The 18,828-nt window shown below is 35.2% G+C and carries 19 protein-coding genes; 4 read left to right on the top strand and 15 right to left on the bottom strand.

All coding sequences use genetic code 11. The features are described 5' to 3' along the window. Positions 1 to 22: 22 nt before the first annotated feature. The 3 genes from AB3I20_RS03955 to AB3I20_RS03945 form a co-directional block, all read right to left on the bottom strand. Positions 23 to 322 (bottom strand): hypothetical protein, encoded by a 300-nt coding sequence (locus AB3I20_RS03955; RefSeq protein ID WP_368026965.1) that lies wholly within the window; start codon positions 320 to 322, stop codon positions 23 to 25. Between the two features lie 123 nt (positions 323 to 445). Next, positions 446 to 586: a hypothetical protein gene (locus tag AB3I20_RS03950; protein WP_169819308.1), complete on the bottom strand. Its 141-nt coding sequence runs from the start codon at positions 584 to 586 to the stop codon at positions 446 to 448. Positions 587 to 1,281: 695 nt separating this feature from the next. Beyond that, entirely contained in the window at positions 1,282 to 1,518 is a 237-nt protein-coding gene (locus AB3I20_RS03945; RefSeq protein ID WP_270659644.1) for a helix-turn-helix transcriptional regulator, read from the bottom strand. A gap of 140 nt (positions 1,519 to 1,658) precedes the next feature. Here AB3I20_RS03945 and AB3I20_RS03940 point away from each other — a divergent pair, with 140 nt between their 5' ends. The 4 genes from AB3I20_RS03940 to AB3I20_RS03925 all read left to right on the top strand — a co-directional run bounded on the left by AB3I20_RS03940 (position 1,659) and on the right by AB3I20_RS03925 (position 4,768). Further along, positions 1,659 to 2,153: a helix-turn-helix domain-containing protein gene (locus AB3I20_RS03940; RefSeq protein WP_368026964.1), complete on the top strand. Its 495-nt coding sequence runs from the start codon at positions 1,659 to 1,661 to the stop codon at positions 2,151 to 2,153. A gap of 20 nt (positions 2,154 to 2,173) precedes the next feature. Continuing rightward, entirely contained in the window at positions 2,174 to 2,647 is a 474-nt protein-coding gene (locus AB3I20_RS03935) for an ImmA/IrrE family metallo-endopeptidase (protein WP_368026963.1), read from the top strand. 82 nt (positions 2,648 to 2,729) lie between these two features. Continuing rightward, complete coding sequence (locus AB3I20_RS03930) at positions 2,730 to 3,125, top strand: lipoprotein (RefSeq protein WP_368026962.1); 396 nt, start codon at positions 2,730 to 2,732, stop codon at positions 3,123 to 3,125. 278 nt (positions 3,126 to 3,403) lie between these two features. Further along, positions 3,404 to 4,768: a recombinase family protein gene (locus AB3I20_RS03925; protein ID WP_368026961.1), complete on the top strand. Its 1,365-nt coding sequence runs from the start codon at positions 3,404 to 3,406 to the stop codon at positions 4,766 to 4,768. Positions 4,769 to 4,993: 225 nt separating this feature from the next. Here AB3I20_RS03925 and AB3I20_RS03920 read toward each other — a convergent pair whose 3' ends face one another. From AB3I20_RS03920 to AB3I20_RS03865, 12 genes are all read right to left on the bottom strand, one after another. Further along, positions 4,994 to 5,764, bottom strand: coding sequence for an ABC transporter permease (locus AB3I20_RS03920; RefSeq protein ID WP_067480960.1), 771 nt, complete (start codon positions 5,762 to 5,764; stop codon positions 4,994 to 4,996). Further along, positions 5,757 to 6,692 (bottom strand): ABC transporter ATP-binding protein, encoded by a 936-nt coding sequence (locus AB3I20_RS03915; protein WP_071868255.1) that lies wholly within the window; start codon positions 6,690 to 6,692, stop codon positions 5,757 to 5,759. The genes AB3I20_RS03920 and AB3I20_RS03915 overlap by 8 nt, the downstream gene beginning before the upstream one ends. A gap of 146 nt (positions 6,693 to 6,838) precedes the next feature. After that, positions 6,839 to 7,111, bottom strand: coding sequence for a helix-turn-helix transcriptional regulator (locus tag AB3I20_RS03910; protein ID WP_075491349.1), 273 nt, complete (start codon positions 7,109 to 7,111; stop codon positions 6,839 to 6,841). A gap of 179 nt (positions 7,112 to 7,290) precedes the next feature. Beyond that, positions 7,291 to 7,440, bottom strand: a complete 150-nt coding sequence (rpmG, locus tag AB3I20_RS03905) for a 50S ribosomal protein L33 (RefSeq protein ID WP_002296119.1) — start codon at positions 7,438 to 7,440, stop codon at positions 7,291 to 7,293. Between the two features lie 285 nt (positions 7,441 to 7,725). After that, complete coding sequence (locus tag AB3I20_RS03900) at positions 7,726 to 9,879, bottom strand: penicillin-binding protein 2 (protein WP_067480951.1); 2,154 nt, start codon at positions 9,877 to 9,879, stop codon at positions 7,726 to 7,728. A 302-nt stretch (positions 9,880 to 10,181) separates the two neighbouring features. Further along, on the bottom strand, positions 10,182 to 11,021 hold the full coding sequence (locus tag AB3I20_RS03895) for a MurR/RpiR family transcriptional regulator (protein ID WP_067480948.1): 840 nt from the start codon (positions 11,019 to 11,021) through the stop codon (positions 10,182 to 10,184). Between the two features lie 156 nt (positions 11,022 to 11,177). After that, entirely contained in the window at positions 11,178 to 13,118 is a 1,941-nt protein-coding gene (thrS, locus tag AB3I20_RS03890; RefSeq protein WP_284591158.1) for a threonine--tRNA ligase, read from the bottom strand. A gap of 320 nt (positions 13,119 to 13,438) precedes the next feature. After that, positions 13,439 to 13,618 carry a 2-hydroxymuconate tautomerase gene (locus AB3I20_RS03885; RefSeq protein ID WP_284591156.1) on the bottom strand — a complete coding sequence of 60 codons (180 nt, stop codon included), beginning with the start codon at positions 13,616 to 13,618 and terminating at the stop codon, positions 13,439 to 13,441. Positions 13,619 to 14,579: 961 nt separating this feature from the next. Continuing rightward, positions 14,580 to 15,590 (bottom strand): esterase/lipase family protein, encoded by a 1,011-nt coding sequence (locus AB3I20_RS03880; RefSeq protein WP_368026960.1) that lies wholly within the window; start codon positions 15,588 to 15,590, stop codon positions 14,580 to 14,582. Position 15,591: 1 nt separating this feature from the next. Beyond that, positions 15,592 to 16,590 carry an alpha/beta hydrolase gene (locus AB3I20_RS03875; protein ID WP_368026959.1) on the bottom strand — a complete coding sequence of 333 codons (999 nt, stop codon included), beginning with the start codon at positions 16,588 to 16,590 and terminating at the stop codon, positions 15,592 to 15,594. After that, the gene (locus AB3I20_RS03870; RefSeq protein ID WP_368026958.1) at positions 16,587 to 17,762 is read right to left on the bottom strand and encodes an MFS transporter; all 1,176 of its coding nucleotides are present in this window, start codon (positions 17,760 to 17,762) and stop codon (positions 16,587 to 16,589) included. Before AB3I20_RS03870 ends, AB3I20_RS03875 begins: the two co-directional genes overlap by 4 nt. Positions 17,763 to 17,882: 120 nt before the next feature. Then, complete coding sequence (locus tag AB3I20_RS03865) at positions 17,883 to 18,716, bottom strand: AraC family transcriptional regulator (protein WP_067480934.1); 834 nt, start codon at positions 18,714 to 18,716, stop codon at positions 17,883 to 17,885. Positions 18,717 to 18,828 lie beyond the last annotated feature (112 nt).

Below are 18,828 nucleotides of genomic sequence, written 5' to 3'. Positions count from 1 at the left end.
ACTGGTATCACTGGCGGGTGAATCAGTCTATTTTTTTGCATGATTTTGAATTGAAACGATTGTCTAAAATGTCTAACAATCTTTCATACTGTTCATCTGTACATAAGAAATAAAGTTTAATCGTCATTGTTTCATCTGTATCAAACGAACAATTTTCAACTTCACATGTAGAATCGAATTGATTCCAGATAATACTTTTAATTTTTTGTGCATATGGTTTTGCATAATGTTTACTTACTTCGATTGTTAAAATCTGCTCTCTAATCATTCCAATTCTGTTCATTCCATCTGTTCTCACTTTCACGAGTTTTTTTATTGTCATACTCAATGAACCACCCGACTGCTAAAGGTAAAAGGACTATAAGTAAGACCTTTGCTCCAAACATGCCAATCATGCCCCCTGACAAAAAAGTCACTATTACTAGAAACTGTTGCTGCAACTTTTTCATTTTTTCACCTCATCCTTGAAAACTGGCTCAACTGTAATTCCCGTTCTTCGTGTGATACTTTTCGCGATAACCCACCAAGCGTTTTTAATCGCTTGTGGGCTTGGTTCATTTTCAAAAACAATTTCTAGTTCTTTCATGGTTTCACCTTCTTTTTTAGAGTCTATTGTCTTGATGTTTTTGATATAATTTTCTTATCAGTAAGTGGTCTACTGAAATAACTTGTAAGGAGTAAAAAATGTATCAATTCGTAAAGCTAACAATTCCTTTTTTAGAGAAATATTCTTTCTGGATTTCAATCTCTTTGTTTTTGATTTGGGTTGTTCAAACAAAAAGTAAGCTTTATATTTCCCACTTAACCAGAAAAGCAAAGAGAAATTATGAACGTAAATATTTCGAGGTGCTGTTATATAATGATCGAAATCAAAATCACCAAGTGCAATTAACGAGTAGCTGGCTTGATCTCTATAAGAATTATTGGAAAAGAATAAACAACACTTTACTTTTGTCATTTGTTTTTGCTTACATTTCTTTCAACACATCAGCCTATTTCCAAGCCAATAATGATAATTTTTTTAAGTTATTAACCATCTCCACAAGTCTGTTCCTAGCTGGAATAACGTACATCCGACAGCTATACCAAGAATGAATATGAGTATTTGAACATACAAAGACTCTTTGTAATATCTTTTAGCCTTAGCTTCCTCAGCTTGGATACTAAGGCTCTTTGCTATACTTTCTAACGCAATCAAAATTCTTTCGTCCATCGGTTTTCACCTTCTTTCTTTGGATATTTTTAACCAAGCAATAATATCTCAATTCGAGATATTATTGCTTAAAAAAATAATTCTGAAATATCAGAATCTAATTTTTCTGAAATAAGTAACATCTCGTAATCTTGGAACGGATATTTTCCAGCTTCCTTTTTTTCATAATGTTCTCGAGATACACCAATGACTTTCGCCATTTCTAAAGTAGTTACCTTGTTAGATCGACGCACTTCTTTTAGCTTAGTTTTAGGTAATAAAAACTTTACTTTTAGTTGTTTTTTATCAACTCGCTTCACTGCCATCTTCAACTACCTCCTCTCTTATTTGATACAAATATATCTCGTTTTGAGATATTAGTCAACAAAAATATCTCATTTAGAGATTTTTTTGTTGTTTTCTTTTAGTGTTGTGTGATATATTTATCTCATCAAGGAGGGTTAGTATGAAAAATATTCTCGGAAGTGTCATTAAAAACATACGTAAAAGTAAAGGCTTAACTCAAAGTGAACTTAGTAATTTAACTGGATTTAGCCAAAATACAATTTCTAACCATGAAAATATGAAACGATCATTAGATGAATTAGACATAAATATTTACGCAAAAGCCTTAAACGTCACTCCTCAATATTTATTCGAACAAGCGAATGGCAAAAATCAAGTTTCCTACAGAGATCTTGAAGATAATAACAAAGCCGAACTTTTATCTATTTACTCAAAATTGAATACTGTTAATCAGAAGGCTACTTATGACTTCGCAAAGCAAAAGCTTGATGAACAAAATAAAATTGTTTCATTAAATACTTCCGATAATGAAATCTTTACACTTGCAGCCCACTCAAAAGATCCAAAACATATTCATTCTGATGAAGAGATTGCTGAAATCAATGATTTCTTAGATGAAATTGATAAAAAATATGACGATAAACACAAGAAGTAACTTCGGGGTTGGTGTTTTTTATGAACGACTATGAATTATTGTTAGACAAAGTAAACACAGAGTTACCTGTTCTGGAAGTATCCATTCCAAAAAATTACAATAAAGATGGATTGTATAGGAACGGAAGAATCTATATTGAAAAAAATAATTCTATGAAAAGAAAAAGAGAAATACTTGCTGAAGAATATGCTCATCATAAAACGTCTGTTGGCAATATTCTAAATTTAGACAATCCGCTAAATAGCAAGCAAGAATTATACGCTAGAAAGCTTAGTATCGAGCGATTGGTGTCTTTGGATGATTTGATTGAATGTGGTTTCGCGGGTTGTTCAACTAAATATGAATGTGCTGAGTATTTAGATATTACTGAGGAATTTTTAAGAGAGGTAATTGATCATTATCGTGTAAAACATGGAGTTACTTATTTGTATAGAGGATGTATTCTAAATTTTACAGGCGAATCTATAGTAATGATTGATACAGGTTTAAACTAAAAAAGCCCACGCGGCAACGTGGACTCATCTCATTTCTGAGAAATTCTATATAATTATTATATCAAAGAAATGAGGAGAAAAAATGAAAAAGATTGTTGTATTATTGTTAGCTTTATTTTTCGTATCCGGTTGTTCTAACGTGGTGAGTGAAGAAAAATGGGAAAAGTTAGATTTGGGTATGTCTATTGAAGATGTAGAGAAGGAAGTGGGAAAACCTTTAAATACCGAAACTGATAATGGAATAATTTCTGAGCAAGTTTATTCTGATTACAAAAAAATGTATGAAATGAATTCTATAATCAAAAATTCTGATTTAGAAGAAAGAATGAATCAGCTAAATATGATTTACACTAGTTCTAAATCTGATGAAGTAGTTAAACAATATACTTATAAAGTTGAAACTAGTGATAAATCCCGTGAAGCAGAAGTGTATTTTGTGAATGGCGTTTTAAGATATATCAATAGAGCAAATGAATAAAAACTAATATATAAAATATAAACGGCAAACAAAAAGAGAAAAGGATAGTTATTAATCGAAGATTGTATAACAAAATCGAGTATAAAAAGGCTATTTCAGCTAGAACTATAGGAAAAGCTAAAAAATTATAAGAAAACTGGCTTTAGCCTTTGGGACATATTCAAATAAAAACACGCCCCCTCCCTCGCCAAAGTTTGAGTGCGTGTCACCAAAAAATAAAACCTAGAATAGGCTTATTTACTACACCTATTTTAGCAATAAATAGGAGTTGATACAATATGAAAAGCGTTGCGCTATATATTCGAGTTTCTAGTGATCAACAAGCAAAATTCGGAGATAGTCTTCGTGAACAAGAAGATACTCTGAATGAATATGTTGCATCCCAAAAAGACATGTTTGTCCACTCTACTTATATCGACGATGGAATATCTGGACAAAAACTTGAACGTGATGAATTTAAGCGTTTAATGAACGATGTCAAAAATGGCGCTGTAGATTTAATCATTTTTACAAAATTAGATCGGTGGTTTCGTTCATTAAAGCATTATCTAAATGTGCAAGAAGTGCTAGAAAAAAATAATGTCCACTGGATTGCTGTATCTCAGCCATACTACGATACGACAACGGCATATGGACGGACTTTCATCAATCAGGTTATGAGTTTTGCAGAATTAGAAGCTCAAATGACAAGCGAACGTATGAAATCAGTTTTTGCTAATAAAGTTAAGATGGGCGAAGTTATCAGTGGTTCTACTCCTCTTGGCTATTCGATAAAAGATAAGCATCTGGTTCCAAATGAACAAGCATCAATCGCCCGAGCTATTTTTGAATATTACAATCATTGTGGCAATTTAAACCAAACCTCAAAATATTTACTTGAAGAATTCGGTATTCCACGAACAATGCACGCTATTCGTTCTATGTTAAAAAATAAAAAATATATCGGTGAATTCCGTGAAAATAAAAACTATTGTCAGCCTCTCATCTCCCATGATTTATTTGAGTCGGTTAATCGCCAATTATCCATGAATCAAAAAGAAAACACTAAAAATACTTACCTGTTTTCGGGTATCTTGGTTTGTGGTGAATGTGGTAGAAAAATGAACTCGGGACAGAAATCCACCTGGGGACATCGGAGAAAAGATGGCACAAGAATCAAATATCCACCAAAATCTATCTATACTTGCAGATACGCTTATCAACATCCCAAATGTGTAAATACAAAAACAATTCGTGAACATATCCTTGAAAAGTATCTACTGGAAAATATCGACGATTTAATTTCAATGGCAATCAATGAACTACGAGCGGTTAAAGCTCCTAAAACTGACACTCGAAAAAAGCAAAGAGAAATCGAGAAAAAGTTAGATAGATTGAAAGCTGCATACTTAAATGAAATTATCAGCTTGTCAGAGTTTAAGAATGATCGAGAAAAACTTACTAGAGAATTAACTTCTTTATCTGATAAAAACATAGTTGAAAATAATGAACAACGTATCAAAGCACTAGAAGAATTACTAAGTATGAATATCGCGGAAAATTATATTGGTATGGATATGATTGAACGCAGAGCGTTTTGGCGCACGTTTATCAAAACAATCAAGTTCGACAGTCAACGTAGAATTACAGTTTCTTTTGTGTAGAATGTACAGACCTACTAACAGTAAGTGTCAGACATGCAAGATTGAGGGTCTTGTGAGCGTTAGCTCGTGTGGGTTCAAATCCCATCGTCTGCATCACTGAGAGATAGTTCTTTACAGATCTGTCTCTTTTATTATAGAGTAAAATCAATAAAAAGGTCGCGCCAACATCTTGGCGCGACCTTTTATTTTTTGAAGAGAACTGTCAAGTTTTGTTAATTATTTTCTTTAACTCCGTAGTCCTCGACCCTTTTCAATCAAATACCAGCAAACACTATAAAGGACAAGAATGAAGACAACTAAAATAAAAATCGAGAAGAAAATAGGAACATCAATCGTTCCAAGAAATCCATAGCGAAAGCCCGATATCATATACACAATTGGATTGATTTTTGAAACAGCTTGCCAAATAGGTGGTAACATTGAAATCGAATAAAAGACACCGCCAAGATAAGTCAAAGGTTGTAACACAAACGTCGGTACGATTGAAACATCATCATAAGACTTCGCAAAGATACCATTAAGTAACCCAGCCAACGAAAACAAAATGGCTGTCATCAATAACGTGAGGACGACCATTGACCATGAATAAACGTGTAATGGAACAAAAAAGAGCGAAATAATTGTTACCAGTGTCCCAACTAAAACACTTCGACCCAAACCACCAATGACAAATCCCCAGATAATCACATGTGTGGGTACAGGTGCTACTAATAATTCTTCAATATTTTTTTGGAATTTTTGTGAAAAGAATGAAGAAGAAACATTTGCATAAGAACTAGTGATCGCTGACATCATGATTAAACCTGGAACAATGAATTCCATGTAAGAAAATCCACCCATCTCACCAATTCGTCCGCCAATCATTTTCCCAAAAATAATAAAATATAAAGAAGTCGTGATAACTGGTGGTACTAATGTCTGAACCCAGATTCGCAAATAGCGATTGGTTTCTTTGACTGCTAAACTTTTAAGCGCCGTTACATATAAATTAAACATTTCTTTCCTCCACATGACCATTTTCTTCTGTAATTTTCAAGAACAATTCTTCTAAACGATTGGATTTATTACGCATTGAGAGTACCTTGATTCCTTTTTCCGTCAATTGTTCAAAAATTCCATTCACACCTTGATTACGCTCGACCTCAACTGCAAGTGTTTGTTCATCTTCCCAAAGATGGTTGTAACCCAGTAAATCAAATGATTTAGTATGTGGTTCTAAATCGAAAATAAATGTTTCATATTGTAATTTTGACAGTAAACTCTTCATGCTAGTATTTTCAATCAATTCACCCGCTTGAATGATTCCAATATTTCGACAAAGCATTTCTGCTTCTTCCAGATAATGAGTCGTCAAGATGATTGTTGTTCCATGTTCATTTAATTCTCGCAAAAATGTCCACATTTCTCTTCTTAGTTCAATATCAACGCCAGCTGTTGGCTCATCAAGTATCAGTAAACGCGGTTCATGCATCAAAGCACGAGCAATCATCAATCGTCGTTTCATTCCTCCAGAAAGCATTCGTGCGCGAACATTTCGTTTTTCCCATAAGTTCGATTGCTTTAAATATTTTTCACTTCGTCTTAAGGCTTCCTGACGTGAAACGCCATAGTAGCCCGCTTGATTGACAACAATTTGTTGCACTGTTTCAAACGGGTTGAAATTAAATTCTTGAGGAACCAATCCGATTTGTTGTTTGGCACGCACCAAATCAGTATCAAGGTCATAACCAAAAACACTCACTTTTCCAGATGTTTTATTGACCAATGAAGTAATAATACCAATTGTTGTGGACTTCCCAGCACCATTTGGTCCAAGCAGTGCATAAAAGTCTCCTTCTTCTACAGCTAAATCGATACCTCTTAAGGCCTCAACACCAGTTGCATATACTTTTTTTAGTTCGTTTATTTCTAACGCATAAGTCATGAATTTTTCTCCTTGTAAATTGAATTTTTCTTATCTCCAAAGCAGTTTATATGATTCGTTGGTTGTTTAGATCCATTGAATCACATAGGCACAATTAGGTAACAAAATAATTTTTCTCCTGACATGATCGCGCCTGTATTTGTGCGTTAGTTAGGAAAAAGATCTAACATTGCTTTTAATAATTCTGAGGCCTCTTCTTTTTTCAAAAAATAATAATGCCACTTACGATCCTTCTCAACTGAAACGATTCCTACAGACTCTAGAACTTTCATATGGTGGGAAAGAGTTGGCTGTGTAAAATCAAAATGATCTAGGACTTCACAGGCACACATTGGTCTCATCGAAAGTAGTTCAATAATTTTAATACGATTGGGCTCAGCTAATGCTTTAAACATTTTTGCCATTTGCTCATGATCCATTCTTTCCTCTCCTTTGCTAACAAGCCTCACATTTAAATACTACTCAATTACATATTGATAACTATCTATGTATTATCAATGATTTTTCACCTTTCGTCAATACCAGTGTTTCCAAAAAAAGTGCATAAAAAAAGTTACAAAAAACATCGAAATGTTTCTTGCAACTTCTTTAATCAAACTTATTTTGTTTCGCGGTGCAAAGTAACTTTGCGTTCGCGTGGGCAATATTTTTGTTTTTCCAAACGATCTGGATTGTTACGTTTGTTTTTGCTTGTTAGGTAGTTACGTTCTTTACAAGAAGTACATTCTAATGTGATGTTTACGCGCATGATTTTCCCTCCCATACTACTAGAATCCTCTAAGATGACTCTCAGACTTGATAATTTTACCATGATTGTTGAGAGAAATCTACCCTTTTCCGACAATTCGTTAAGTAGTTTTACTTGACGTTTTTTTATTTCAACCATCATTCATTGATAAAATCCAGTTCATTTCGTTTATTTTTTTATTTTGACAAGTAATTTCACTTGAAAAAAGTTTTACGCTGTAAAAGGAAAAGCCAAATCAAACTAGTTTAAAACTGGTTTGATTTGGCTTAAAATCGCCCGAACAAATTAGTTCGCTAAATACATATCATAATAAGCATCTGTGATTTCTTTGGCAATTGTTAAATTCATATGGTCTTTTTCATCCGTTAAGTTCGGTAAAACGACACTGATTGCAATTTCCGGATTATCCGTTGGCCCATAAGCAACCACGTTACTATTCACTGTTGTGATGTCAGGATGACCCTCTGCAACCGTTTCAGCTGTACCAGTTTTTGCTGATAGATCCATTTTTGCACCAGCTAAGGGCTTACCGGTTGTATACCCTTCTGTTCCATGGACTACTTGATAGAATCCTTCTCGAAGAATAGCCATATTTTCAGGCGAAATATTTACTTCATTTTGAACAGTTGTTTCGATTTTTTTCTTTTGTTCACCTAAGTTACCATTTTCATCATTTCCATAAATTCCAGAAACGATATGTGGTTGAATTCTCTTTCCTCCATTGGCAACAGTTGAAGCGTATTGAGCCAATTGAATTGGTGTATACGTATCAAACTGACCAAATGCTAAGTCGGTAAAGTTACCAGATGTATACCATTCACCGTCATTATCCGCGTTAAATTTCTTCATAAAGTCAACTGAACGAGAAATTCCAGCTGATTCATTAGGTAAATCAATTCCTGTAGTCGTTCCCAACCCAAATTCTTTAAAAGAGTTTCGTAGTTCATCGTAAGCTTTTGTTTCTTCATCAAGGCCAGGAAGTCCCATGTTAGGTGTATATTCTAATCCTAACATTTTTAATGCTACTTTGATCATATACGTATTCGAAGATAATTCGAGTGCTTTCACTGCATTTAGTGCTATTTGACCACTTCTGTTAAAGACAGAACTTTTTTCAGCAGAACCTTGTAATTGAATGGGTTCGTCAATCAAGACCTGGTTTCCACTAATAACACCAGTTTTCCAACCAGCTGCCAAAGTACCAGCTTTGACCACTGACCCTGGCGTGAATGCGTTAGTGATTGTTCCAAGAGCATTCTCCGTGATTTCTCCTGAACTTTCTTCATGGCTAAAACCAGCTAATGCTAATACTTCCCCAGTTTGTGGATTCATCGCAACTGCGTATGCACCTGGTGAATATTTGGCTTTGCCGCTATCAACTAAAGCTTGGAAGTTCCGTTTTAAAATTTCATCCACTTTATTTTGAAATTCTGCATCAATCGATAATTTTAAATTTGAACCTTTTTCGCCAGCAAAAATTTCTTTTTGACTTGAAACATTTCCTTCGTTATCTAATTTCACTTCATATTGTGTTTTTGTTCCTTGTAGCACATCTTCATATTGTTTTTCCAAATAACTTTGACCAACACGATCATTTCGTGAGTATCCTTTTGCTAAATAAGCATCAATATCATCGGCAGGCAATCCTTGTTTTTCGGTTGTTACACTACCTAGAATACTTTTCATCGAATCGGCAGCTAAATACTCACGGGTCCAATCAACACCAGTTGAAACCCCTGGTAACTCTGAAGCATTTTCAGCAACAACTGCTAATTCACGATCTGTTACACCAGAATTTTTGATATAAACCGTATTTAATTCATACGCGCTGTTCATTCGTTTGAAAATGGTTGCCATCTTTAATTGTTCTTCATTGAAATTGATTTCTTCGTCCGTTACTTTCTCCACTGTTGCTGCGTATTGTTGACTATTATCTAGTTGTTTTTCAGTAGAAGAAAGACGTTTTGTTGCTTCCGCTAAATGATCCGCATCTGCTAACCAAAAATCCTTTTTATCACGAGCTGTTAATGAGTCATCAGCTGGCACATCAATTAGTTCGTTCAATTTTTTTGTTAATTTCAATAGGTCCGTTGACGTCATCTGTGAGCCTCTTGTAAAAGTGATTGCCTGATTTGCTTGATTTTTTACTAAAGCTTTTCCAGTTGCATCGTAAATCATCCCACGAGGTGAACTTTCTTGAACGGTAATTGTTGAAGATGATTTAACTTTGGCTTCCATCGTCTCACCATCAACGATTTGTAAATAACCTAACCTAGCAATCAATGCTACGAATAACGTAAATATAATAAAGAAGAGAACATTTAAACGAAAAGGAACGTGGGAACGCCGATAGGGTTTATTCCTCGGTTCTTGTGTTCCCTTTTTTAACTTGTCAAACCAAGAATTATTCTTTATTTTTTTCATAAAATCTTTCATTATTTCCTATCCTTCCCGCATACTTACATTCACGAAAAATTATACCCAAAAAAGTATGAATAACAAAGAAAAAATCATCAGATGATGAAATTCTTTAACGAAATTCAAGATACCAGAGTTTTTTTGTTTCACACTAGGTGGAACACAGTCAAGGAAGCTTGACTGAAAACTCATAATTTTAAGTGTTTTTTTGAAAACAACGTTTCCCATTCCTGTGAAACATCTACAAAAAACTTAACCTTGTGGAAAACTTTCTCCACACAAGTTTTCTTTTTCACGAATCAAATCCAGCTTTTTTACGCTCATTATTTAAAATATTGCTGAATTGCTTCACGTGTTTGAGCCACTTTCTCGCTTAAGTACTCATTTTTTGCCATATAGAAATAAAAAATGATATCAACTGTCGCAAATTGTGCCAATAGTGAGTTTGTGGCCGCACTTCGATTCGTGATTTCTTTAGGGCGAGAAGTTTGTACAGTTACATCTGCTAATTTACTTAATGGATTGTTTCCAAATTGAGTTAACACGATTACTTCGATATTCAATGATTTTGCTAACTCTCCTAAAGCAACGACATCTGCACTCTTTCCCGAATTCGAAACGAGCCAAAGAACTTTTTTTTGTTCGTTGCTGACTAATTGAGGCAGTAGCACATGGATATCTTTTTCAAAAATAATCGGTTTGCCCACTCGCGACCACTTTTGCAAAATATCTTCAACAACTAAAGACGAGGCGCCCACACCATAAAGGAAAACCGTTTCTGCTTCTTCTAAACTTTGAACAACAGTCCGGATGGTTTCTTCCTCCAAAATATCAACGGTTTCTTTGATTGCCACTTGTGCATTATTTCCAAGTTTATTTTTGATTGAATAAAACGATTCATTTGGTTCAATATCACTAAACCCTTCAACTAATCCTGTTTGTAATTCCGTTGAAACGGTAATTTTGAAATCCGTTAGACTTTGAAAGCCAATTTTTTTGGAAAAACGAACAACTGTCGGTGCACTTGACCCAGCTGCTTCGGCTAAATCATTCGCAGTCATTGTCGGAATTTTTTCTACATGATTGATAATATAATTGGCAAGTTTTCTTTCCGCAGAAGAATATTCTTCCATCATACTTTCGATACGACTAATTACGCTCATAAGTCACCATCCATTTAATTAGAGTCACTTTAGTATAACATACGAAAAATTTTTTCATTTGATTCCACCAAGAAAAAATTGGTTAATTTGTTCGAAAAATCCAAAATAAAAAAAGGCTAGGACACTTACGCATCCTAACCTTAGCAAAAAAATCGTTTAGCCTTCACGACTGTAGTTTTTCACTTCAGCAACCATTGCATCAACAAAAATATTTAAGTCTTCAACAGAAGTTTCTTTACTTCCATAACGACGAACGTTGACAGTTGCATCATCCATTTCTTTGTCCCCAACAACTAATTGATAAGGAATTTTTTGTGTTTGTGAAGCACGAATCTTGTAACCCATTTTTTCATTACGATCATCAACTTCCACACGCAAGCCCTTCATTTGAAGACGTTCTTTGATTTCATAAGCGTAATCACCATGTGCTTCGACAGAAACAGGGATAATTGTTGCTTGGATTGGTGCTAACCAAGTTGGGAATGCACCTTTGTATACTTCTGTTAAATAAGCAACAAAACGTTCCATCGTTGAAACGATTCCACGGTGAATAACTACTGGACGATGTGTATTTTCGCCATCTTCGCCTACATATGTTAAGTCAAAACGTTCTGGTAACAAGAAGTCTAATTGAATAGTTGACAATGTTTCTTCTGTTCCTAAAGCTGTTTTTACTTGAACGTCTAATTTTGGTCCGTAGAATGCAGCTTCACCTTCTGCTTCAAAATAGTCAAGTTCTAATTCATCCATTGCAGCTTTTAACATTGTTTGGGCTTTTTCCCACATTGCATCGTCATCAAAATATTTCTCTGTATTGTTTGGGTCGCGATAGCTTAGACGGAAACGATAGTCTGTGACGTTAAAGTCTGCATAGACAGCAACCATCAATTCAAGTGTGCGTTTGAATTCGTCTTTGATTTGATCTGGTCGTACAAAAGTGTGTCCATCATTCAAAGTCATTTCACGTACGCGTTGTAAACCTGAAAGTGCCCCAGATTTTTCATAGCGGTGCATCATTCCTAATTCAGCAATACGAATTGGTAATTCACGATAAGAATGGATATTGTTTTTATAAACCATCATGTGGTGAGGGCAATTCATTGGGCGCAATACTAACATTTCGCCATCGCCCATATCCATTGGTGGAAACATATCTTCTTGATAGTGGTCCCAGTGTCCAGATGTTTTGTACAGTTCAACATCACCCATAATTGGAGTGTATACATGTTGATAACCTAAGCTAACTTCTTTATCTACAATATAACGCTCAATTGTGCGTCGGATTGTTGCACCTTTTGGTAACCAGAATGGTAATCCTGAACCAACTTCAGGTGAAACCATGAATAAACCAAGTTCTTTTCCTAGTTTACGGTGATCTCTTTCTTTTGCTTCTTCACGTAAGCGAATAAATTCTTTCAACTCTTTTTTGTCGAAGAATGCTGTCCCATAGACACGTTGCATCATATGGTTATCTGAATTTCCGCGCCAGTAAGCACCTGCCACTGATAATAGTTTGAATACTTGGATGCGTCCAGTTGACGGAACGTGTGGGCCACGGCATAAATCAATGAATTCACCTTGTTGGTAAGCAGTAATTACTTCATTTTCTGGCAATTCAGTAATTAATTCTACTTTATAAGGATCGCTTGCAAAAACTTCTAGTGCTTCTTGTTTTGATAACACACGACGTTCAATTGGCAAGTTTTCTTTAACGATTTTCATCATTTCAGCTTCAATGGCTGGCAAATCTTCCGCTGTAACAGGATTTTCGCCATTGTCAGTATCATAGTAAAACCCAGATTCAATCGCTGGGCCTACACCAAAATGAATACCAGGATATAAACGACGCATTGCTTGAGCCATCAAATGGGCGGCAGAATGACGAACTAATCCAAGTGCGTCTTCGTGATCTGGTGTAACAATTTCAATTGTTGCATCTTCTTCGATTGGACGATCCAAATCAACTAATTGGCCATTCACTTTACCTGCTAGTGCTTTTTTAGCTAAACTTTTTGAGATGCTTTCAGCAATTGCTACGGTTGTGATGCCAACCTCAAACTCTTTGACTGCGCCATCTGGAAAAGTAATTTTTAACATAGAAATTCCTCCTTTGAATTTTGATTGACTCGATTCGACAAAAAAAGCCCTAGTATCTAAACAGATACTAGGACGAAAATTTCGTGGTTCCACCTAATTTTGAACACAAAAGATGTGTTCCTCGAGCGTGTTAACGGTCCGACCGCCTTTGTTTCAACAAAGGTTTCGAAAGTGGTCATCCTTTGGTTTTCTTCTGGAAAAGTTTCAGCCTAGCTTTTCCTCTCTAATAGAAGACTCTCAAATTCAGTTGTCTTTCTCATCAATCAATTATGTGTTTATTTAACCACTAATATTTAGAAAAAGCAAGTATGAAATCAGACTTATTTTTTCCATTCTCCATTTACACCATAAGTACCTTTTTTCATTTCATTGATAATGACATGGATATGCTCTTTTGGTGCGTCCGTATTTTTATGAACAACCTCAGTGATATCTTTCATCATATTTTCTAATTGTTCTGGGCTACGTCCTTCGACTAATTCTACATGAACAAACGGCATTTCCTTCACCCCCTTTCGCGATAGTTTTCTTTCTTAAGACAAAAATAAAAATGGATGACATACAGCATATAAATCATCTACGTTTTAATTTGAATTCAAGTACTAGTTTTTCAACTAATTAACCTTGTTCTTCCGTACTTTATATTAGCACAAAAATAGGGATCGATTTTACTTGTTTTGAGACATTTTTATGGAACAGAAAAAAACTTTCTAAAATAAAAAAGCAGTCAAAGTAAATTTATTTTGCGTTTCACTTTTCGGAATAATCACATACAAAAAATAAAAATTAAGGAGTATTTTTCCTTAACGCCTGTTTGTCTTTTGAAAAAAATAAAACAGACTGGATATCATACCAAAATTGCATGTAAGAAAATAGTGCTCTATCCATAAGCAAACTAGCATCAATAAAACAAAAATGAGTTGAACTACATAGAGCCTTTTCTTGGAATTTCTTTCAGATGTCGTCGAATAGATCGTTTTTCTCATTTATTTTTATTCCTTTTATTTTGTTCCGTTCTAGCTTAATACTACTCGTTCTGGATTGTTCTCCTGCAAAACCTTTTGTTTTTCATTTTCAGCAAAAAACTCCAAGCTTAGCTATCCCATTATGTCATACTCCGTTCTGCTTTGCTTGTGATAATCATCCTGTTATTTGCTGTCATTAGTTTCTTGTTAAATAAAGGAGGTATGACAAAAATCTTGTCATACCTCCTTTTGCCGAATAAGCGATGTTCCCAACGCAACTCCTCTCCACATCATTCACAACTGTCCAAAAATATGAAAAGTTATTTTTGTCAGTTTCTCGCTATCTGTTCAGAGCTAAGCAGTTTGCGCCACAACCTTATTCACGGTGTTCCCAAACTAACTCTTCGAGATAGCTTACATTCACTGCTAAATATAAAGAGCTATTTTGCGTGCTTGCTCGTTATCTGTTCGGAGCTAAGCAGTTTGCGCCACAACCTTATTTTACAACGTCTTGACTATCGTCCGGCTCATTTGCTTCTATTTTTGCATCACCAGCATGAGCAGGTTTTGTTCCATATTTTTCAGTTAACTCTAAACCCTGAACTTCTAACGCAGGATAGTACTCTTTATTTGCAGCATTCAGATCTACATTATTCGTTGTTCCATCACGTAAAAATGTTTTGACCAATTCATAAATACCATTATCTGCCATCTCACCGACATGTGAAATCACCTGATCAGGTTTATGATAAAATTCTTGAGGAACAATTGTTTCCCCAATTGTTCCATTAGGAAATGAGGCAAGATGCTTCACATCAGCTGGTGTTGTTAGTTCATCATTTTTTGAAATAATTGATAGATAATTTATGCCATCAGGAAAAGCGGAAGAATTAATTCGAGTTAAGAAATCTGATTCCCGTGTTGCTTGTCTAATTGCTGGAACAAAAGGAATAAAATCTGGAATTTCTGGCAACCCTTGGAATGGTGCTCCTAAAGCTACATACGTTTCGACATTTTGAGCCATGAATGTAGGACGATAATGTAATGCCCATGCTGTTGCTAAGTTTCCCATACTATGAGCAACAATCGAGAGTTTATGATCTGGGTATTTTTCTTTCAGCAACCAAACAGCAGCTGCAACGAATTTCCCAGAGTATTGTAAGTCTATCGTATTCCTCTTTGGTAAAGTAATTGTCGCCGGAATAAATTCATCTTCTGGTAACTGGGCACCATACGACCACGACCACGCACCAAAACCAGTATTGTCTTTACCATTGACTAGCAAAACAATTTCTTTCTTTTGGCTAATCAAGTTTTCGTCTGGATACACCCATAAACTGTTTTCAACAATGTCCTGATTTAGCTCTTTAAATTCAAGTTCACTTTCATACGATTTAGAACTAGCATACACGGGATGTTTAACATGTTTAATGCCTGTGGCAATACCAGCTACGCCTACTAGAGTAATGGCAAAACAAATAAGTCCATTTCTTTTATTCCATTTCATCCTAATTATCCCCTTTCAAAAAAGTAATTCCTTCCAAAATCCCCTCTTCTGCTTCATCATAAATACCGATTTTATCCATAAATGCATGAATGAATCCTGGATATACGGTCATTGAACCTTCTGTCTTTGCAGCTAGCAACTTTTCAGCAAATGATTCTACTTGCTGTCTTAACGGATCAAATTCACCGACGATGATTTTTACCGGTGGTAATTGGGACAAAATCTTATCCGAAGCGAATAGTGGTGAAATCAACTCATTTGAACGATTGATTGAAGCCCCACAATACCAATCTTCAACCTGTGCCTCCAAAGACGAGAACCCATTAATATACTCCGTAACCAGTTCTTTTTCTTCTTCGCTTTGCGTTTTGATCGCACGCGTATCCCAAAATTCACCTTTTCCTGTTGATGTCAGGTCAACAACAGGATAGTAAGAAACTATTTTTTTTACATAACCAGTGGTCATAATTGACGCATCTAAAATAGCTACGCTGATTGCTAAATTCCCGCCTGCTGAATCACCAGCAACAAAAATTTTATCTGATGAAATATGGAATAAATGACCTTCCGTTGCCAAAACTTCAACCACTTTATAACAATCCATCAATCCAGCTGGAAAAGGATTCTCTGGACTTAAGCGATAGCCAACAGAGACTACTGCCAAATCTGCTCTATCAGCAAATGTTCTGCAAATTTTCTCTACATTTTGGATTGAGCCCCCAAAGAAGCCTCCACCATGATAATAAACTAAAACGGGTAATACTTTCCCTTTAAGTTTTTCCTTGCGATACACTCTTACGGGGATATGCCCCTTAAGTACCGTGTCCTCAATTAGCAGGCTATGCGTTGTGATGTCTTTAGCTGGCCACCCCATACCATCTCTCATTTGAACAATCGTTTGTGGTGTGCTTTCTGTATTCGATTGTCCTGTCGATGGCATTAGCTCCTCTCTACTCCCAGAAGTTAATTTTCCAACTAAGTTTTTTCTTTCAATGTTCATTGTTCCATTACCTTCTTTACTTTTTTATTTTGTGCTTGAATAAATAGCTGATAGATTACTGCACTAATAAGCAACAAAGCACCTGACAACAAAAAGGTTGTTGATGTCGTAGTGATTCCAGCCAATTTACTGAAACCTGATATAATTGTAGGATTTAAAAACACGCCCAGATTAATTCCAACTAACAGACAGGTGGAAGCAATATTTTGAGAAGCAGCGTTGCTGACTTCTGCCACTTCACTAAAGACCGTTGGGTTAATTAATCCTTGGAAAAATCCAATAGCAATCACTAACAAAGTAACTAGCACCAAGTGATTCACTAAACTGAGACTTCCAAGTGCAACACCAAGACATGCAACAGCAACCGGACCAGTAAATGACTTCAATCCTTGTTTTACTTTTCCAAAAACAATTCCACTAAAAAATCCACATGCAGTTAAAATGGCTAAACTCAAGCTGGCTTGTGCTGGTGTCCCAATCCCCATTTCGATGAATAAAGAAGCCAGTTTAAAAATTGCAGTCATAAAGAAAGCATAAACAAAAAATAGATAAACTGAATAAAAAATAACTGCTCTTTCTATTGTTACTTTTTCATCTGACGCATTTTCTTCTAAGTCTTGTTGGCCATTCGGTACGATAAATCCAAATAAAATGATTGGAATAATCGCAATGAAATACACAAGATAGCTTAAATGCCAGTTGAATTGTAATAACCATCCTGCAATCAGGCTAAAAATGGTACTACCTAAAGCTGTTAACGCTCCTTGGTATCCCAATAAGCGATTCCTTTCCTCACCACTGTAGTATTTGGTAATTAAAGAATATGCTAATGCATTGAATAAACCTATTCCGCAACCAAGCAAGAATCGTGAAACCAATAACAGAGTATAGTTTGTTGTAAAAGCTGGTGTGACTCCTGCTAAGAGGGCAATCGTTAGCCCCAGCAATACAGTCGGTTTGTCACCAATTTTTCGAGTAATCATTGGAGCAATAAAAACAAATAGAAAAATACCAAAATTGGGGACTGACATTAATAGTTCAATTGAACCAGCACTTCTGTTTGGAAACACTGATAAGATATCTGGCACAGTCGCCGATACAGCTGGCGCGACCATACAGATTAGGGATATCGACAAAATAGCAAATTTGAATAATGGGTTATTCTTACTCATACTAAAAAACCTCCAATTTATTTAGATAGCGCTTTCTATACTTGAATATTAGCTCACGCGATTAAATAAAATAAGAGGCTTTCCTGCTTACTATTAGGGCATATCCTGACCTTTGGATGCTTAGCGAAAGAATTTTGCCGTCTGATTATAATATTTTTTTAGTGTTTTATTTAAAGACTTTGTACTGGCAAACCCTGTTTCTAAAGCAATTTCTTCAATTGTTCGATCTGTTTCGCGAATCAACTGTATCGCCTGATAGCTCCTAATCAATTCTAAATAGCTAATGATTGAAACACCAACTTTACTGTTAAAGTAGCGAGAAAGGTACCCTTCTGATAAATAAAATTCATCAGCAATCATTGAAATTTTCAAGCGTTGATCAGAATTTTTGTGTATATAGTCTAATATTTTGTAAATTTTTTCATCCAACAGATGGCTTGAATTTTCTGCTTGTTCAATAGCAAATTCTTTGACATACATTCCCAATAGTTTCAATAAACTGGCAGTAATCATGACATTGTTTATTCTATCAACTGGTTTCTTGACTAACTCAAACAGCGAATCAAGCTCTGAAATAAACATGGCATACTGTTTCTTGGTAACACTCTCTTGAGAAATTTTTGATTGATTTATCCTAAATTTTGCTATATCCGGAAAATATTTTTCAATCCACGGTGTTGGAAAAATAATTGTAAGTACACTATCCGGATAAGAAGTTTCCTTGATATTTCGTATACCATGTATTTCAAATGGATTGACAAATACTGCTTCACCTTCATTAACTGTATAATTTTTTCCTTCGATAAAGTAACTATCAACCTTTCCTTTAGCGACATAAGTTATCTCAATCTCTTTATGCCAATGACGCAAAATTTGTGTTTCCTCGGCCTTTTGGATAATAAAGATAGCTGGAAATTCACTGTTCTCAATAAACTGTTCCAACTTATACTGCATCAACTGTAGCCTCCTCACCATTCATTTCTACAAACAGAACCACTTTTTCGTTTGATATGTTGGTTTCTCTTTTTCACTAATTATAACACCCCTTATTCTCTACACTTGCTAA

This window comes from Enterococcus sp. C50, from assembly GCF_040887505.1.
GTDB classification, from domain to species: domain Bacteria; phylum Bacillota; class Bacilli; order Lactobacillales; family Enterococcaceae; genus Enterococcus_B; species Enterococcus_B thailandicus.
Note: the sequence above shows the minus strand (reverse complement) of the source record. Positions and strands in the feature narration are given on the sequence as shown.

What these genes read in the sequence shown, in the direction of transcription:
- AB3I20_RS03870 (WP_368026958.1), bottom strand. Translation starts at nt 17,762, where the DNA reads ATGAGTAAGAATAACCCATTATTCAAATTTGCTATTTTGTCGATATCC.
- AB3I20_RS03935 (WP_368026963.1), top strand. Translation starts at nt 2,174, where the DNA reads ATGAACGACTATGAATTATTGTTAGACAAAGTAAACACAGAGTTACCT.
- AB3I20_RS03945 (WP_270659644.1), bottom strand. Translation starts at nt 1,518, where the DNA reads ATGGCAGTGAAGCGAGTTGATAAAAAACAACTAAAAGTAAAGTTTTTA.
- AB3I20_RS03880 (WP_368026960.1), bottom strand. Translation starts at nt 15,590, where the DNA reads ATGAAATGGAATAAAAGAAATGGACTTATTTGTTTTGCCATTACTCTA.
- AB3I20_RS03925 (WP_368026961.1), top strand. Translation starts at nt 3,404, where the DNA reads ATGAAAAGCGTTGCGCTATATATTCGAGTTTCTAGTGATCAACAAGCA.
- AB3I20_RS03955 (WP_368026965.1), bottom strand. Translation starts at nt 322, where the DNA reads ATGACAATAAAAAAACTCGTGAAAGTGAGAACAGATGGAATGAACAGA.
- AB3I20_RS03865 (WP_067480934.1), bottom strand. Translation starts at nt 18,716, where the DNA reads ATGCAGTATAAGTTGGAACAGTTTATTGAGAACAGTGAATTTCCAGCT.
- AB3I20_RS03930 (WP_368026962.1), top strand. Translation starts at nt 2,730, where the DNA reads ATGAAAAAGATTGTTGTATTATTGTTAGCTTTATTTTTCGTATCCGGT.
- AB3I20_RS03920 (WP_067480960.1), bottom strand. Translation starts at nt 5,764, where the DNA reads ATGTTTAATTTATATGTAACGGCGCTTAAAAGTTTAGCAGTCAAAGAA.
- rpmG (WP_002296119.1), bottom strand. Translation starts at nt 7,440, where the DNA reads ATGCGCGTAAACATCACATTAGAATGTACTTCTTGTAAAGAACGTAAC.
- AB3I20_RS03910 (WP_075491349.1), bottom strand. Translation starts at nt 7,111, where the DNA reads ATGGATCATGAGCAAATGGCAAAAATGTTTAAAGCATTAGCTGAGCCC.
- AB3I20_RS03915 (WP_071868255.1), bottom strand. Translation starts at nt 6,692, where the DNA reads ATGACTTATGCGTTAGAAATAAACGAACTAAAAAAAGTATATGCAACT.
- AB3I20_RS03885 (WP_284591156.1), bottom strand. Translation starts at nt 13,618, where the DNA reads ATGCCGTTTGTTCATGTAGAATTAGTCGAAGGACGTAGCCCAGAACAA.
- AB3I20_RS03950 (WP_169819308.1), bottom strand. Translation starts at nt 586, where the DNA reads ATGAAAGAACTAGAAATTGTTTTTGAAAATGAACCAAGCCCACAAGCG.
- AB3I20_RS03895 (WP_067480948.1), bottom strand. Translation starts at nt 11,021, where the DNA reads ATGAGCGTAATTAGTCGTATCGAAAGTATGATGGAAGAATATTCTTCT.
- thrS (WP_284591158.1), bottom strand. Translation starts at nt 13,118, where the DNA reads ATGTTAAAAATTACTTTTCCAGATGGCGCAGTCAAAGAGTTTGAGGTT.
- AB3I20_RS03940 (WP_368026964.1), top strand. Translation starts at nt 1,659, where the DNA reads ATGAAAAATATTCTCGGAAGTGTCATTAAAAACATACGTAAAAGTAAA.
- AB3I20_RS03875 (WP_368026959.1), bottom strand. Translation starts at nt 16,590, where the DNA reads ATGAACATTGAAAGAAAAAACTTAGTTGGAAAATTAACTTCTGGGAGT.